The sequence below is a fragment of the Vogesella facilis genome, assembly GCF_042648525.1.
Classification (GTDB): domain Bacteria; phylum Pseudomonadota; class Gammaproteobacteria; order Burkholderiales; family Chromobacteriaceae; genus Vogesella; species Vogesella facilis.
On sequence record NZ_JBHRXN010000013.1, the window covers coordinates 34,065 to 49,515 of the forward strand.

Annotated in this window: 11 protein-coding genes and 2 tRNA genes; 7 read left to right on the forward strand and 6 right to left on the reverse strand. The window is 65.1% G+C overall.

The features are described 5' to 3' along the window. Window positions 1-2: 2 nt before the first annotated feature. The 3 genes from ACFOLG_RS07160 to ACFOLG_RS07170 all read right to left on the reverse strand — a co-directional run bounded on the left by ACFOLG_RS07160 (window position 3) and on the right by ACFOLG_RS07170 (window position 1,873). Window positions 3-1,160, reverse strand: a complete 1,158-nt coding sequence (locus tag ACFOLG_RS07160; protein ID WP_386090106.1) for an MFS transporter — start codon at window positions 1,158-1,160, stop codon at window positions 3-5. Window positions 1,161-1,268: 108 nt separating this feature from the next. After that, window positions 1,269-1,676, reverse strand: a complete 408-nt coding sequence (locus ACFOLG_RS07165) for an RNA-binding S4 domain-containing protein (RefSeq protein ID WP_386090109.1) — start codon at window positions 1,674-1,676, stop codon at window positions 1,269-1,271. Beyond that, entirely contained in the window at window positions 1,673-1,873 is a 201-nt protein-coding gene (locus ACFOLG_RS07170; protein WP_386090112.1) for a hypothetical protein, read from the reverse strand. Before ACFOLG_RS07170 ends, ACFOLG_RS07165 begins: the two co-directional genes overlap by 4 nt. A 440-nt stretch (window positions 1,874-2,313) precedes the next feature. On the opposite strand from ACFOLG_RS07170, the gene ACFOLG_RS07175 reads away from it, so the two are divergent. From ACFOLG_RS07175 to ACFOLG_RS07185, 3 genes are all read left to right on the forward strand, one after another. Then, a complete protein-coding gene (locus ACFOLG_RS07175; protein ID WP_386090114.1) occupies window positions 2,314-4,083 on the forward strand; it encodes a PHA/PHB synthase family protein in 1,770 nt (589 codons plus the stop codon). Between the two features lie 85 nt (window positions 4,084-4,168). After that, window positions 4,169-5,350: an acetyl-CoA C-acetyltransferase gene (locus ACFOLG_RS07180; RefSeq protein ID WP_386090116.1), complete on the forward strand. Its 1,182-nt coding sequence runs from the start codon at window positions 4,169-4,171 to the stop codon at window positions 5,348-5,350. Window positions 5,351-5,629: 279 nt separating this feature from the next. Then, the gene (locus tag ACFOLG_RS07185) at window positions 5,630-7,417 is read left to right on the forward strand and encodes an aminopeptidase P family protein (protein WP_386090118.1); all 1,788 of its coding nucleotides are present in this window, start codon (window positions 5,630-5,632) and stop codon (window positions 7,415-7,417) included. 202 nt (window positions 7,418-7,619) lie between these two features. On the opposite strand, the gene ACFOLG_RS07190 is transcribed toward ACFOLG_RS07185, so the two are convergent. From ACFOLG_RS07190 to ACFOLG_RS07200, 3 genes are all read right to left on the reverse strand, one after another. Beyond that, entirely contained in the window at window positions 7,620-8,651 is a 1,032-nt protein-coding gene (locus ACFOLG_RS07190; RefSeq protein WP_386090130.1) for an adenosine deaminase, read from the reverse strand. A gap of 287 nt (window positions 8,652-8,938) precedes the next feature. Beyond that, window positions 8,939-9,029, reverse strand: a tRNA-Ser gene (locus ACFOLG_RS07195). 60 nt (window positions 9,030-9,089) lie between these two features. Further along, window positions 9,090-9,180 (reverse strand) — tRNA-Ser (locus ACFOLG_RS07200). A 291-nt stretch (window positions 9,181-9,471) separates the two neighbouring features. Here ACFOLG_RS07200 and ACFOLG_RS07205 point away from each other — a divergent pair. The 4 genes from ACFOLG_RS07205 to serS all read left to right on the forward strand — a co-directional run bounded on the left by ACFOLG_RS07205 (window position 9,472) and on the right by serS (window position 14,763). Continuing rightward, window positions 9,472-11,064, forward strand: coding sequence for an NAD+ synthase (locus ACFOLG_RS07205; protein ID WP_386090121.1), 1,593 nt, complete (start codon window positions 9,472-9,474; stop codon window positions 11,062-11,064). A gap of 240 nt (window positions 11,065-11,304) precedes the next feature. Next, window positions 11,305-11,910 carry an outer membrane lipoprotein chaperone LolA gene (gene lolA / locus ACFOLG_RS07210; protein WP_386090123.1) on the forward strand — a complete coding sequence of 202 codons (606 nt, stop codon included), beginning with the start codon at window positions 11,305-11,307 and terminating at the stop codon, window positions 11,908-11,910. Between the two features lie 3 nt (window positions 11,911-11,913). Continuing rightward, window positions 11,914-13,221, forward strand: a complete 1,308-nt coding sequence (locus ACFOLG_RS07215; protein ID WP_386090125.1) for a replication-associated recombination protein A — start codon at window positions 11,914-11,916, stop codon at window positions 13,219-13,221. A gap of 255 nt (window positions 13,222-13,476) precedes the next feature. Beyond that, window positions 13,477-14,763: a serine--tRNA ligase gene (gene serS, locus ACFOLG_RS07220; RefSeq protein WP_386090128.1), complete on the forward strand. Its 1,287-nt coding sequence runs from the start codon at window positions 13,477-13,479 to the stop codon at window positions 14,761-14,763. Window positions 14,764-15,451 lie beyond the last annotated feature (688 nt).

Here is a 15,451-nt window from a genome sequence, read left to right on the forward strand (position 1 = left end):
CATTACGCCGCCGGCTGCGGCCGCAGCCACTTCAGGCACACCACCACCCCCAATAGCGCCGCCGCGCTGGAAATACCGAAAGTCAGCGCCACGCCGCCGTGCTGCCACAGCGCCCCGCCGAGCAGGCCGCCCAGGCTGCCGCCGATGCCGAACGAGGCCACGGTGTACAGGCCCTGGCCGCGCGCCTGCTGCTGCGCGCTGAAGTAACGGTGGATCAGCCCGACCGCGGCGGCGTGGTGCACCCCAAAAGTGAAGGCATGCCCCAGCTGCGCCAGCACCGCCAGCGCCGGTACCGCCAGCAGGCTGGCAATCAGCGCGAAGCGCAGCGCCGACACCAGCAACGAGGCCAGCATCAGCCGCTCCAGGCTGAAACGCGCCATGATGCGCGGCATCTGCCAGAACACCACGATTTCGGCGATCACCCCCACCGACCACAACCAGCCGGTGGCGGCGGTGTCGTAGCCGGCTTCCTTCAACCCCAGCGAGTAGAAGTTGTAGTACGGCCCCATGCCGAAGGCGAGCAGGAAGCAGCAGGCGAACAGCGCCAGCACCCGTGGCTGGCGCAGCGTCGCCAGCATGGATTCCTGCTGCCGGCTGCGCTTCTCCGGCGCCACCTCCGGCACCGTCCAGCCCGCCAGCACTACCAGCCCCAGCAGCACGCACAGCAGCCACGGCAGGCTGGCCAGCGACACCCACTCCAGCAGATAGCCGCCGGTGCTGGCCAGGCAGACGAAGCCGATGGAACCCCACACCCGGACGCGGCTGTAGCGGCCGGGCTGGCTGCGGGTGAGCTGGCTGGTGCTGGCCTCGGCCAGCGGCAGTGCCGCCGCCCAGAAGAAAAAGCCCAGCGCCAGCGCGGCGAACATGCCCCAGAAAGCGCTCTGCCATGCCACCAGCACGAAGCTGACGGCAGCAGCCAGCGAGGTCCAGAAAATGATGGCGCGGCGCTTGCCGGAACGGTCGGCCAGCCAGCCCCAGAACACCGGCGACACGATACGCGCCAGCGTGGACAGCGACATCAGGATGGAGATATCCAGCGGCGAGAACGACAGCGATTCGAGATACAGCGACCAGAACGGCCCGAACAGGCCCTGGAAAGCGAAGTAGCTGAAATAGAAGGCGGCAAGCGCCGCCAGCGGGGGAACAAATGGAGCAGACATTGCGGCCAACCTTCAAGCGGGACGGCATTTTAGCGCAAGCGACCGCCCCCGGACATGACAGTTGCCTGCGTCAGCCCTGCCCGCGCGGACAGGTTGGCCGCACCCGGCCTACCACTTGTCCTTGAAACGGATAATGTCGCGGCGCGCCTTCTTGGTGGGGCGGCCCTCGCCGTACGGAAAGCTGGCGTGCTCCGCCTTCTGCAGCCCGATCTGGTGCTCGCGCGCCTGGACCGACTCCTCGCTTTCGCTATACAGCAGCCGCGCCTCTGCCGCCGGGCGGCGCTGGCTGGCCAGCGCCAGCACGCTGACGTTATAGACCAGCTTGTCGATGCGGACCTGCAGCATATCGCCCACCCTGGCCACCCGCGACGCCTTCACCCGCTCGCCGTTCACCAGCACGCGGCCCAGCTCCAGCGCCTCGTGCGCCAGCTGGCGGGTCTTGAAAAAGCGCGCCGCCCACAGCCACTTGTCCAGCCGCAGCTTGGCGTCGTCTTCCACCCCCTGCTGCCGGCTCATGCCGCCACCTGCCAGCCGGCCTGCGGCCCGTGCTGCAAGGCCGGCGGCAGCCGATCGCCCCCCCGCAGCGGCGTGAGCACCACCGCCGGCTCCAACTCCAGCGCATGGCCCAGTTCGGCGGCGGGCGCTACGTAATGGCGGCCAATGCAGAACACCGTGTTGACCCGTTGCGGCTGCCCACCCAGCTCGACATACATGCGCTTTCCTGTCTGTAAATGATTGCCAGCCGCCACGGTAGTGCCGCCGCCGCGCAGCGTCAACGTGACGGCCGCGACCTGCGCCTAGCTGACCACCAGGCGGCAGCCCGCGCTTTGTGCATTGCCGCAACAGCGCCCCGCCCTTAGCACGCCATGTCATTTCGATAAATGACCGCTACCACCATCTTGCAGTGCAACATGCAAACAATTGAAAGCAAACGCTTTTCCCGCAGCGCAACACGCGGCAAAAAGGTTGGCCGCATGCGCCGCCCTTCCCGGCCATCGCCACGCCGCAGCCGGACGCCGCCCCGGCCACGGGCAATTCGTGTGTTTTGTCATAAAGCGGTGATACAGTGACAGGCATGCATTCGGTAGCGGGCCACCAGAATGACAAGCACAGGCCCCCGCCGTCCACCTTGCCACTTTCTGAAGGAGCCCCCATGAGTCAGGACCCAAAGGCAGCGCTGGACAGCTTTTTCGCCAGCATCTCTGAAAACAACCAGAAGTGGATGCAGCAGTTCGTCAATTCGATGTCGGCAGGCGCCAGCCCGGAGCAGGCGGACAACCCGCTGGCCGGCGCCTGGGGGCAGATGATGGAGAGCACCAACCAGTTCTTCGCCATGCAGAACAGCCTGTACCAGCAGCAGATGAACCTGTGGCTGCAGTTTCTCGGCCAGGGCGATGCCGCCGCCAGCCCGGCCACGCCCGCCGCCGATCGCCGCTTTGCCGCCCCGGAGTGGAACGAGCACCCGTTCTACAACTTCCTGAAGCAAAGCTACCTGATGACCTCCAAGTGGATGACCGAGCTGGTGGACAAGGCGCAGTTGGAAAGCGGCGACAAGGAACGCCTGGCCTTCGCCACCCGCCAGTACATCGACGCCATGTCGCCAACCAACTTCATGCTCACCAACCCGGAAGTGGTGAAGCGCGCCATCGAGACCAAGGGCGAGAGCCTGGTGGAAGGCATGAAGAACGTGATCGACGACTGGCAGAAGGGCCATATCTCGATGTCGGACGAAAGCAAGTTCGAGATCGGCAAGAACATCGCCTGCACCCCGGGCCAGGTGGTGTTCCGCAACAACCTGATGGAACTGATCCAGTACACCCCCACCAGCGGCGAAGTGTATGAAAAACCGCTGCTGATCGTGCCGCCGTGCGTGAACAAGTACTACCTGATGGACCTGCAGCCGGACAACTCCATGGTGCGCCACTTCGTAGCCCAGGGTTACCGCGTGTTCCTGATCAGCTGGCGCTCCGCCACCCCGGAGATGAAGAACTACCTGTGGGACAACTACATCGAGGAAGGCGTGTTCGCCGCCGCCGAGACGGTGAAGAAGATCACCAAGCAAGCCAGCATGAACGTGCTGGGCTTCTGCATCGGCGGCGTGATCCTCACCACCGCGCTGTGCGTGGCCAAGGCGCGCGGCCTGAAATACTTCGATGCCGCCACCTTCATGACCTCGCTGATCGACCACACCGACCCGGGCGAGATCAAGGTGTTCCTGGATGACAACTTCTTCGCCGGCCGCGAGGCCAAGCTGGCCGCCGGCAACGGCGGCATCGTCAGCGGCAAGGAGCTGGGCCGCACCTTCGCCAGCCTGCGCGCCAACGACCTGGTGTGGAACTACGTGGTCAACAACTACCTGCTGGGCAAGACCCCGCCGCCGTTCGACCTACTGTACTGGAACAACGACGCGGTCGACCTGCCGATGCCGATGCATACCTTCTTCCTGAAGGAGTTCTACCGCAACAACGCGCTGACCAAGCCGGGCAGCATCACCCTGTGCGACGTGCCGATCGACGTATCCACCATCGACATCCCGGTGTACATCTTTGCCGCGCGCGAAGACCACATCGTGCCGTGGCAATCCGCCTTCGACGGCCTGCAGTACCTGACTGGCGCGCCGAGCTGCCACTTCGTGCTGGGCGCCTCCGGCCACATCGCCGGCTCCATCAACCCGGTAACCAAGGACAAGCGCAATTACTGGGTGAACGACCAGCCGGCGGCCAACGCCGAAGCCTGGCTGGACGCCGCCGAAAGCCACCCGGGCAGTTGGTGGAAAGACTGGGATGCCTGGCTGGCGCCGCAATCCGGCGACAAGATCGCGCCGCCGAAAGCCATGGGCAGCAAGGAATTCCCGCCGCTGTGCGCGGCACCGGGCGAATACGTGCAGGCCAAGGCCATGCCGTCGCTCGCTGCACTGCAATAAACTGACCCGGGAGTGTGCTAGAGTTGATTTGCCCGTGCGAAAACCAACTCCAACAAGCACATTACCCAACACTCTGGAGAAACCGATGCAAGACGTAGTTATTGTTGCAGCCCTGCGTACCGCCGTTGGCAGCTTTGGCGGCTCCCTGTCCAAAATCCCGGCCCCGGAACTGGGCGCTACCGTGATCAAGGGCCTGCTGGAAAAAACCGGCGTCAAGCCGGAAGACGTCAGCGAAGTGATCCTGGGCCAGGTACTGACCGCAGGCAGCGGCCAGAACCCGGCGCGCCAGGCGCTGATCAAGGCCGGCCTGCCGGTGAGCACCCCGGCTTCCACCCTCAACGTAGTGTGCGGCTCCGGCCTGCGCGCCGTGCACCTGGGCGCCCAGGCCATCGCCTGCGGTGATGCCGAGATCGTGATCGCCGGCGGCCAGGAAAACATGTCGCTGTCGCCGCACATCCTACCGGGTTCGCGTGACGGCTTCCGCATGGGCAATGCCCAGCTGGTGGACACCATGGTGGCCGATGGCCTGACCGACGTGTACAACCAGTACCACATGGGTATCACCGCCGAGAACGTGGCCTCCAAGTACGACATCAGCCGCGAAGAGCAGGATGCACTGGCCGTAGCCTCGCAGAACCGCGCCGAAGCCGCCCAGGCCGCCGGCAAGTTCGTGGACGAGATCGTTCCGGTACTGGTGCCGCAGCGCAAGGGCGACCCGGTTGCCTTCGCCGCTGACGAGTACATCAAGGCCGGCGCCACCGCCGACGGCCTGGCCAAGCTGCGCCCGGCGTTCAAGAAGGAAGGCACCGTTACCGCCGGTAACGCCTCCGGCATCAACGACGGCGCCGCCGCCGTGCTGCTGATGAGCGCCGCCAAGGCAGCCGCCCTGGGCCTGAAGCCGCTGGCAGTGATCAAGTCCTACGCGCTGACCGGCTGCGCACCGGAAATTATGGGCATCGGCCCGGTGGCCGCCACCCGCAAGGCGCTGGACAAGGCCGGCTGGAAGGTGGAAGACCTCGACCTGGTGGAAGCCAACGAAGCCTTCGCCGCCCAGGCACTAGGCGTGGCGCGCGAGCTGGGCTGGAGCGCCGACAAGGTGAACGTGAACGGCGGCGCCATTGCACTGGGCCACCCGATCGGCGCCTCCGGCTGCCGCGTACTGGTAACCCTGCTGCACGAAATGCAGCGTCGCGACGCCAAGAAAGGCCTGGCTACCCTGTGCATCGGCGGTGGCATGGGCGTGGCCCTGGCGGTAGAGCGCCCGTAATAACACGCTTTTCTGCATGCAAAACCGGGGCCCCGCCCCGGTTTTTTTATTTGCCCGCCGGCATTGCCCGGCGCCAGTGGTGGCAGCCGGCCCGCCCTGGCCACCCGCCAGCCCCAAACGCTGCTCCACCGCGGTTTAGCATGCCCCGGGCATCGGCAGTCATCGCGCCACGGGCCACCACCTGTCCCTTAGTTCAGCAATTAATTGTTTTCCGCCGCAGCGCTTGCGCACACTTATGCCGATCCGCAAAATGAATACAATATTTTGTTGGAGCCCACCATGAGCCAGATTCCCCAGCGTATCGCCGCCCTGCGCGCCGCCATGCAGCAACACGGCATTGCCGCCAGCCTGATTCCCTCTTCCGACCCGCACCTGTCGGAATATCTGCCGGGCTACTGGCAGGGCCGCCGCTGGCTGTCCGGCTTCCATGGCTCGGTGGGGCTGCTGATCGTCACCGCCGACTTTGCCGGCCTGTGGGCCGACAGCCGCTATTGGGTGCAGGCCGAGCAGGAACTGGCCGGCAGCGGCATCCAGCTGATGAAGATCCAGACCCTGGCCAGCACCCACCACCTGGACTGGCTTGCGGCCAACCTTGCCGCCGGCAGCACGCTGGCCGTGGATGGCGACGTACTGGGCCTGGCCGCGGCGCGTGCGCTGCAGGCGGCGCTGGAGGGTGCCGGCGTGAGCCTGCGTACCGACCTCGACCTGCTGCAGCAGGTGTGGAGCGAGCGCCCGGCGCTGCCGAGCGCGCCGGTATACCCGCACCTGGCGCCCTATGCCGCCGTTGGCCGCAGCGACAAGCTGGCCGCCGTGCGCGGCGCCATGCGCGAGGCCGGCGCCGGCTGGCACTTCATCTCCACCCTGGATGACATCGCCTGGCTCAGCAACCTGCGCGGCAGCGATGTGAACTACAACCCGGTCTTCATCTCCCACCTGCTGCTGGGGCTGGACAGCGCCACGCTGTTTGTCGGCGGCGGCAAGATCGACGCCGCGTTGGCGGCGGAGCTGGCCGCCGACGGCATCCAGATAGCTGCCTACGATGGCACCAAGGCCGCGCTGGCGGCACTACCGGCCGGCAGCCGCCTGCTGCTGGACCCGCGCCGCATCACCCTGGGCCTGCGCCAGGCGGTGCCGGCCACGGTAACCGTGAGCGAAAGCATCAACCCCAGCACACTACTGAAATCGCGCAAGACCGCCGACGAAGCCGCCCACGTACGCCAGGCCATGGAACTGGACGGTGCCGCGTTGGCCGAGTTCTTTGCCTGGTTCGAGGCCAACGTTGGCCGCAGCGCCATCAGCGAGCTGACCATAGACGAGCAGATCACCGCCGCGCGCGCGCGCCGCCCCGGCTTTGTCTGCCCGAGCTTTGCCACCATCGCCGGCTTCAACGCCAACGGCGCGCTGCCGCACTACCGCGCCACCGAAGCCAGCCACAGCGACATCGCCGGCAACGGCCTGCTGCTGATCGACTCCGGCGGCCAGTACCTGAACGGCACCACCGACATCACCCGCGTGGTGGCGGTGGGCCAGCCCAGTGCCGCGCAGCAGCGCGACTTCACCCTGGTGCTCAAGGGCATGATCGCCCTGAGCATGGCGCACTTCCCGGTGGACACCCCGTCGCCGATGCTGGATTCGCTGGCGCGCGCGCCGATCTGGCAGGCCGATATCGACTTCGGCCACGGCGTGGGCCATGGCGTGGGCTACTTCCTCAACGTGCATGAAGGCCCGCAGAGCATCTCCCGCTCGCAGCCGGAAGCCACCATGGCCATGCAGCCGGGCATGATCACCTCCAACGAGCCCGGCATCTACCGCCCCGGCCAGTGGGGGGTGCGCATCGAAAACCTGCTGCTGAACGTGGCGGCCGCCGATAACGTCTTCGGCAGCTTCCTGAAATTCGAAACCCTGACGCTGTGCCCGATCGACACCCGCTGCATCGCACGTGAGCTGCTGAGTCCGGCGGAAACCGCCTGGCTCAACGACTACCACGCTGAGGTGTATGCGCGCATCGCCCCGCTGGTGGACGGCGCGGCGCTGGCCTGGCTGCAGCAGGCAACGCAGGCCATCTGACGAGCCACGCCCAGCAGGCGCAGCGCGCATGACAAAGCCCGGCACTACGCCGGGCTTTTTGCATGGCAGCGGCCGCTTGCCACTGCCAGTATGTGCGCCATCGTTCGCGCCACGGCGACCACCAGGAGGGGTAGCGCTTGTCGGCATCGCAGCGCCGCATGACGCGTTGCCAACGCCGTGGCGCCGCAGTGCCAGCGGGCGCTTAGACCGCCTGCGCCGCCTGCCAGTCGGCCACGATATGGCTGATGGCGCGCTGCCAGTCGGCCTTTTGTGCCGGCGCCAGCCAGCTGGCTTCAAAGCTGTTGCGCACCAGCTGCACGATCTCGTCGGCGCCCAGATCCAGCGCGCGGCGGCAGGCCAGCAGGTTGTCGGCCAGGTAGCCGCCAAAATAGGCCGGATCGTCGGAATTCACCATCGCCAGCAGCCCGGCCTGCAGCATGCGCCGCAGCGGGTGCTCGGCCAGGTCGGCAAACACTTTCAGCTTGATGTTGGACAGCGGGCACACCGTCAGCGGCATGCGCTCTGCGGCCAACCTTTGCACCAGCGCCGCGTCTTCCAGGCTGCGCACGCCATGGTCGATACGGCATACCTGCAGCAGCTCCAGCGCCTCGCACACGTAGGCAGCCGGGCCTTCCTCGCCGGCATGGGCGACGCAGGGCAGCTCCAGTTGGCGGCAGCGGGCGAACAGCCGCTGGAACTTGGACGGCGGGTGGCCGGCCTCGCTGGAATCCAGCCCGAAGCCGTCGATGCCGGACAGGTAAGGCATCGCCTGCTCCAGCACGGCAAAGCCGTCTTCCTCGCTGAGGTGGCGCAGAAAGCTCATGATCAGCCGCGATGTCATGCCCCACTCCGCCTCGGCGGCTTCCAGCGCGCGGCTGATGCCATGGTAGACGGAGGCAAAGGCGATGCCGCGCGCGGTATGCGTCTGCGGGTCGAAGAAGATCTCGGTGTGCACGATGCCGTCGGCGTGCGCGCGCTGCAGGTAGGCCCAGGTCAGGTCGTAGAAATCCTGCTCGCTCTGCAGCACGCCGGCGCCGGCGTAGTACAGGTCGAGGAAGGATTGCAGATTGCCGAAGTCGTAGGCGGCACGCAGGCTGGCGATATCGGCATACGGCAGGGTGATGCCGTTGCGCGCGGCCAGCGCGAACATCAGCTCCGGCTCCAGCGTGCCTTCGATATGCAGGTGCAGCTCGGTCTTGGGCAGTTGCGCGATCAGTGCGTCGATGGGGTGCATGGCAGACATGGGTAGCTCCGGGCAGGTTGGCCGCAGGCGGCGGTGCGCTTTGAGCATGGTGCAAAGCGGCGGGCAGGAAAAGCAAAAAGCCCCGATTGCTAGGGGCTTTTTGCGAGTATTGACCAAGCCCTGTTGCCGGGCAAAAGGACTTGGTTGTGTAAACAGGGAGGCTGCCGATGCAAACACTTCGCTGACGCGGCCCGGCTTTGCCGGGTCCGGTGAGGCATCAATGGCTAGTTTGTCAGCAGCCAGCAAAAAGCCCCGATTGCTCGGGGCTTTTCACATTCTGGCGGAGAGGGGGGGATTCGAACCCCCGTCAGGGTATTACCCTGAACACGCTTTCCAGGCGTGCGACTTAAACCACTCATCCACCTCTCCAGAATTCTATAAAACCGGAATTTGATAAAGCCGGCGTTGAACCGGCTTTATGAGGCAATCTGGCGGAGAGGGGGGGATTCGAACCCCCGTCAGGGTATTACCCTGAACACGCTTTCCAGGCGTGCGACTTAAACCACTCATCCACCTCTCCAGATGGCTTTGACAACGGCGCTAGGCGTTTCGTCGTCAGAGGCTGCGCATTCTAGGGGAGGCTCCCCGTATTGGCAAGCTTTTTTGCAGAAAAAAGCACAGCATGCGGCGACTTGCGGCCAAGCCTGCACCGTGCCGGCAACAGCGACGGCGACAAGCGCTTGATCCAGCAGGCAAAGCGCCAATGATCACCCCCTGCCCGGCCGCAGAAGCGCCGCCACATGGTCCGGCGCAGGCTGGCGGCCGATCAGGTAGAATCCCCCCGTTAACTTACAACAAGCTGTCTTTAGCCATGCGTATCGCTCTTGCCCAGTTCAACCCGGTGGTGGGTGACATCCCCGGCAACACCCAGAAGATCCTCGACCTCGCCCATGCCGCCATGGCGCAGGGTGCCGACATACTGGTCACCCCGGAGCTGGCGCTCACCGGCTACAGCCCGGAAGACCTGTTGCTGCGCGACCAGTTCTATCGCGACATCGCCCGCGGCCTGGACGCGCTGGAGATGCTGGACGGCATCACCCTGGTGATCGGCCACCCGGTGAAGCTGGGCAACGAACGCTTCAACGCTGCCACCGTGCTGCGCGACGGCCACCGACTGGGCCAGTACCACAAGATGCTGCTGCCGAATAACGAAGTATTCGATGAATGCCGCTACTTCACCCCCGGCGCCGCGCCGCTGGTATTCGAGCAGAACGGCGTGCAGGTGGGCGTGTTGATCTGCGAGGACGTGTGGTCGGTGGAGCCGGCGGCGGAAACCGCCGATGCCGGCGCGCAGGTGATCGTGTCGCTGAACGCCTCGCCGTTCCACCGCAACAAGATCGCCACCCGCCACGACGTGCTGCGCTACCGCGTGGAAGAAACCGGCGTGCCGATGGCCTACGTCAACCTCACCGGCGGCCAGGACGAACTGGTGTTCGACGGCGGCTCCTTCGCCCTCAACCAGGCCGGCGAAGTGGTGGCACAGGCCGCCGCCTACGACGACGAGCTGCTTCTGCTGGACGTGATCGACGGCGACATCGCCGCTGCCCCGGTTACCGCGCTGCCGAACGAGCTGGAAAGCATCTACCGCGCGCTGGTGGTGGGCGTACGCGACTACATCGGCAAGAACCGCTTCCCCGGCGCCCTGCTGGGCCTGTCCGGCGGCATCGATTCCGCGCTGACGCTGGCAGTGGCGGTGGACGCGCTGGGTGCCGACAAGGTGCACGCGGTGATGATGCCCTCGCGCTACACCGCCGACATCAGCGTGGAGGACAGCCGCGACATGATCGCCCGCCTGGGCGTGAAGTACGACGAAATCGAAATCTGGCCGATGTACGAAAGCTTCATGCAGGCGCTGGCGCCCTCCTTTGCCGGCCTGGATGCCGACACCACCGAGGAAAACCTGCAGGCGCGCATCCGCGGCACCCTGCTGATGGCGCTGTCCAACAAGAGCGGCAAACTGGTGCTGACCACCGGCAACAAATCGGAAATGACCACCGGCTACTGCACGCTGTACGGCGACATGGCCGGCGGCTTCGCGGTGCTGAAGGACGTGGCCAAGACCCTGGTGTTCGCACTGTGCCGCTGGCGCAATACCGTGGGCGACGTGATTCCGGAACGCATCATCACCCGCCCGCCGTCCGCCGAACTGCGCCCGGACCAGAAAGACCAGGACAGCCTGCCGCCGTACGAGGTGCTGGACGCCATCATGGAGCGCTACGTGGAAGGCAACCAGTCCGCCGCCGACATCGTGGCCGCCGGCTTTGCCGAGGCAGACGTGAACAAGGTGGTGCGGCTGCTGAAGATCAACGAATACAAGCGCCGCCAGGCGCCGGTAGGCCCGCGCATCACCCACCGTGGCTTCGGCAAGGACTGGCGCTACCCGATCACCAACCGCTTCATGTAACAACCGGTTTTCGATCTGCGGCGCGTCGTGAAACGTTGCACGCTGAGTACGGCTTCGGAATGCTCATTTACTACTTGTAGACTCCGCTTCCGCAGCCGTTTTCGCCTTGCCTCGCCCCAGCTCGCAAGATCGTCAACAGCTTCTACTTGCGGCCAACCTTACGCATTCGTTAACAAAAGCGCACGAACAGTCACCGCGGGGCATGGTCTGATTGGCCATCCCCTCACCGACAGGAACCCCATGAAAGCATTCGCCAGTCTCGCGCTGTGCTGCGCCATGATCGCCCCGGCCAACGCCGCCGCCATCGCCCAGCTCAAGGCCTTCGTTGCCGGCACCAAGACCCTCTCCGCCAGTTTCAGCCAGACCGTGACCAGCAAGAACGGCCAGGAAAAAGCCAGCGGCCAGATGGAGATCCAGCGCCCCGGCAAACTGCGCTGGACCTACCAGCAGCCCTACGAGCAGCTGATCGTCGGCGACGGCAAGACGCTGTGGGTGTACGACAAGGAGCTGGCGCAGATCACCAAGCGCAGCCAGGGCGGCGCGCTGGGCAGCAGCCCGGCGGCGCTGCTGGCCGGCAGCAACGCCATCGAGCGCGACTACCTGCTGCGCGAGGTTGGCCGCCAGGGCCAGGTGGAATGGCTGGCCGCCACACCGAAGAAGGCCGACAACACTTTCGAGGCCATCAAGATGGGCTTTAGCGCCAACCAGCTGGTGGAAATGGAACTCACCGACAGCTTCGGCAACGTTACCCGCATCAGCTTCGGCAACATCAAGAAGAACCCGCCGCTGGGCGCCGGCCACTTCAACTTCACCCCGCCCAAGGGCGTGGACGTGGTCAGCGAGTAAGCCATGGACCTGTTTGCGCGCGAACCGGTAAAACCGCTGGCCGAAGCCATGCGGCCAACCTCGCTGGATGAAGTCATCGGCCAGCAGCACCTGATCGGCGCCGGCAAGCCGCTGCGGCTGGCGGTGGAGGCACAGGTGCCGCACTCCATGATCCTGTGGGGCCCTCCCGGCGTGGGCAAAACCACGCTGGCGCGCATTCTGGCCGGCGCCTTCGACGCCGAATTCATCCCGCTGTCGGCGGTACTGTCCGGGGTGAAGGAAATCCGCGAGGCGGTGGAGCGCGCCCACGCCATCCTGCAGCAGAGCGGGCGGCGCACCATCCTGTTCGTCGACGAGGTGCACCGCTTCAACAAGAGCCAGCAGGATGCCTTCCTGCCGTTTGTGGAATCCGGCCTGCTCACCTTCATCGGCGCCACCACCGAGAACCCCTCGTTCGAAGTCAATGCCGCGCTGCTGTCGCGCGCCCAGGTCTACGTGCTGAAATCGCTGCAAAACGACGACCTGCTGGCACTGCTGCAGCGCGTGGCCGCCAGCGGCCGGCTGGACGGCCTCGCCTTCGCCGATGGCGCCGCCGAAGCGCTGGCCGGCTACGCCGACGGCGACGCGCGCCGCTTCCTCAATCTGCTGGAGCAGACCATCACCGCCGCGCGGGCACGCAAGGCCGCCGGCGTGGATGCCGCCTTCCTGGCCGAGGTGCTCACCGTCAGCGCCCGCCGCTTCGACAAGGGCGGCGACAACTTCTACGACCAGATCTCCGCGCTGCACAAATCGGTGCGCGGCTCGCACCCGGATGCCGCACTGTACTGGCTGATGCGCATGCTGGACGGCGGCGCCGACGCCCGCTACCTGTCACGCCGCATCGTGCGCATGGCGTGGGAAGACATCGGCCTCGCCGACCCGCGCGCCATGCAGATCGCCAACGATGCCGCCGCCACCTACGAGCGACTGGGCAGCCCGGAAGGCGAGCTGGCACTGGCGCAGGCGGTGATCTACCTGGCAGTGGCGGCAAAGAGCAACGCCGGCTACATGGCCTACAACCAGGCCCGCGCTTTCGTGCAGCAGGACAAGAGCCGCGAGGTGCCGGTGCACCTGCGCAACGCCCCCACCAAGCTGATGAAAGAGCTGGGTTACGGCCACGACTACCGCTATGCCCACGACGAGCCGCACGCCTACGCCGCTGGCGAAACCTATTTCCCCGACGGCATGGCCGAACCCGGCTGGTACCAGCCGGTGCCGCGCGGCCTGGAAAGCAAGATCGCCGACAAACTGGCCTTCCTGCGCCAGCTGGACGAGGCCGCCGGCAAGAAATGACGCCGACGGCTTGGCCGCAGCCCTGCCATGCGGCCAACCATGGCGCCGCAAATCGCCATCCCGGCATTGCCGGACAGGACAAACCCCACAGCTAGCCAGTACACTTGCGGTTTGCGTCGCCTGGCTCCATGCCGGTGGCACTACCCGGCCAGCGACAGCTGCTTTGCCGGGTACCGCAAGCACAAGATGACGGACCCGCTCGCGCCGGGCGCGGGCGTAATCGACAAGCCAATTCAAAAAAAACAGGATTGAACCATGCTGGACATTCAACTGCTGCGCAGCAATATCGAAGAAGTGGCCGCCCGCCTGGCGAGCCGTGGCTACACCCTGGACGTGGACGCCTTCAATGCGCTGGAAGCCGAGCGCAAATTCCTGCAGACCCGCATGCAGGAGCTGCAATCCAAGCGCAACACCGTGTCCAAGCAGATCGGCATCGCCAAGAAAAACGGTGAAGACGTGTCCGCCATCATGGCCGAAGTCGCCACCCTGGGTGACGAGCTGAAAGCGGCGGAAGACGGCTTCGCCGCCGTGCAGAAGCAGCTGGATGGCTGGCTGATGTCCATCCCCAACCTGCCGCACGAATCGGTGCCGGCCGGCGAGGACGAAAGCGCCAACGTCGAAGTGCGTCGCTGGGGCACCCCGCGCCAGTTCGACTTCGCGGTGAAGGACCACGTGGATGTGGGCGCACCGCTGGGCCTGGATTTCGACACCGGCGCCAAGCTGTCCGGCGCCCGCTTCACCGTGCTGAAGGGCGACATCGCCCGCCTGCACCGCGCGCTGGCGCAGTTCATGCTGAACACCCACACCGGCGAGCATGGCTACGTTGAGCACTACACCCCGTACATCGTCAACGACACCGCGCTGCTGGGTACCGGCCAGCTGCCCAAGTTTGCCGAGGACATGTTCAAGGTGACCCGTGGCGGCGAGGAAGGCAATGTCGACCAGTACCTGATCTCCACCTCGGAAATCACCCTCACCAACACCGTGGCCGACAGCATCCTGAAACTGGAAGAGCTGCCGCTGAAAATGACCGCGCATTCGCCGTGCTTCCGTTCCGAAGCCGGCAGCTACGGTCGCGATACCCGCGGCATGATCCGCCAGCACCAGTTCGACAAGGTGGAAATGGTGCGCATCGAGCACCCGGACAACTCGTTTGCCGCGCTGGACGAGATGGTGAACCACGCCGAAAACATCCTGAAAGCGCTGGGCCTGCCCTACCGCGTGATCACCCTGTGCACCGGCGACATGGGCTTTGGCTCGCACAAGACCTTCGACCTGGAAGTATGGCTGCCGGCGCAGAACACCTACCGCGAGATCAGCTCCTGCTCCAATATGGGCGACTTCCAGGCGCGCCGCATGATGGCCCGCTTCAAGGATGCCGACGGCAAGAACCGCTACGTGCACACCCTGAACGGCTCCGGCCTGGCGGTGGGCCGCACGCTGGTGGCGGTGCTGGAGAACTACCAGAACGCCGACGGCAGCGTGACCGTGCCGGAAGTGCTGCGTCCGTACCTGGGCGGCAAGGACAAGATCGGTAGCTAATACTTGCGCATAAGGTTGGCCGCATGCGGCCAACCCCTGAGATGACAAAGCCCTTGCGCAATGCGCAAGGGCTTTGTTGTGTGGGCAGGCAAGCGACCAACGCAATCACCTGACCTCAGTAGCCGATAAGCGTGCGTAGCCATGAAGGCATGACTGTAGAGTGAAGCCGCCGTTCAAATGACAACTCAGCTCAGCCTCTGAACGGCAACAACTGGCCGGGTGCTGCCAACCGTCCGGCAGTAGTCGCCACAAAGCAGAAGTTACCGTTCTGGAAAAGCGGACGCTTAACCAAGTGGTAGCAACTGACTGGAGGACTCCAAACACGACAGTTAGCAACAGTCACTTACATCCTGCTGGGTCACTAGTGGCAACTTTCCGATTGGAAAGCAGCCACTCACTCATTTCGGTCCACCAGAGGAAAATCAGAACCTCCCCGTGAGCTTTTTTCGGTTCGCTTGCCACGAGCCAACTATCAGGCCAAAGACAATCCAGGCCATGCCACCGGCGAGTCCGGTCGTGCCACTTGCAATCATTAGTACCAATTCCATAGCAAATGCGAGTGGCAACACGAGTTGCGGGAGTGGTGTCACAAAGGCTGGAGAAGGGCCTGAATCGCCCCAGCTTCTCTAGACACTCTTGAGCCGTTGGAAATATTGCTTCTCAAACTCTACCGGCGATAGCCCGTTTG

Coding starts and splice junctions, on each gene's coding strand:
- ACFOLG_RS07160 (WP_386090106.1), bottom strand. CDS start 1,160: ATGTCTGCTCCATTTGTTCCCCCGCTGGCGGCGCTTGCCGCCTTCTAT.
- ACFOLG_RS07165 (WP_386090109.1), bottom strand. CDS start 1,676: ATGAGCCGGCAGCAGGGGGTGGAAGACGACGCCAAGCTGCGGCTGGAC.
- ACFOLG_RS07170 (WP_386090112.1), bottom strand. CDS start 1,873: ATGTATGTCGAGCTGGGTGGGCAGCCGCAACGGGTCAACACGGTGTTC.
- ACFOLG_RS07175 (WP_386090114.1), top strand. CDS start 2,314: ATGAGTCAGGACCCAAAGGCAGCGCTGGACAGCTTTTTCGCCAGCATC.
- ACFOLG_RS07180 (WP_386090116.1), top strand. CDS start 4,169: ATGCAAGACGTAGTTATTGTTGCAGCCCTGCGTACCGCCGTTGGCAGC.
- ACFOLG_RS07185 (WP_386090118.1), top strand. CDS start 5,630: ATGAGCCAGATTCCCCAGCGTATCGCCGCCCTGCGCGCCGCCATGCAG.
- ACFOLG_RS07190 (WP_386090130.1), bottom strand. CDS start 8,651: ATGCACCCCATCGACGCACTGATCGCGCAACTGCCCAAGACCGAGCTG.
- ACFOLG_RS07205 (WP_386090121.1), top strand. CDS start 9,472: ATGCGTATCGCTCTTGCCCAGTTCAACCCGGTGGTGGGTGACATCCCC.
- lolA (WP_386090123.1), top strand. CDS start 11,305: ATGAAAGCATTCGCCAGTCTCGCGCTGTGCTGCGCCATGATCGCCCCG.
- ACFOLG_RS07215 (WP_386090125.1), top strand. CDS start 11,914: ATGGACCTGTTTGCGCGCGAACCGGTAAAACCGCTGGCCGAAGCCATG.
- serS (WP_386090128.1), top strand. CDS start 13,477: ATGCTGGACATTCAACTGCTGCGCAGCAATATCGAAGAAGTGGCCGCC.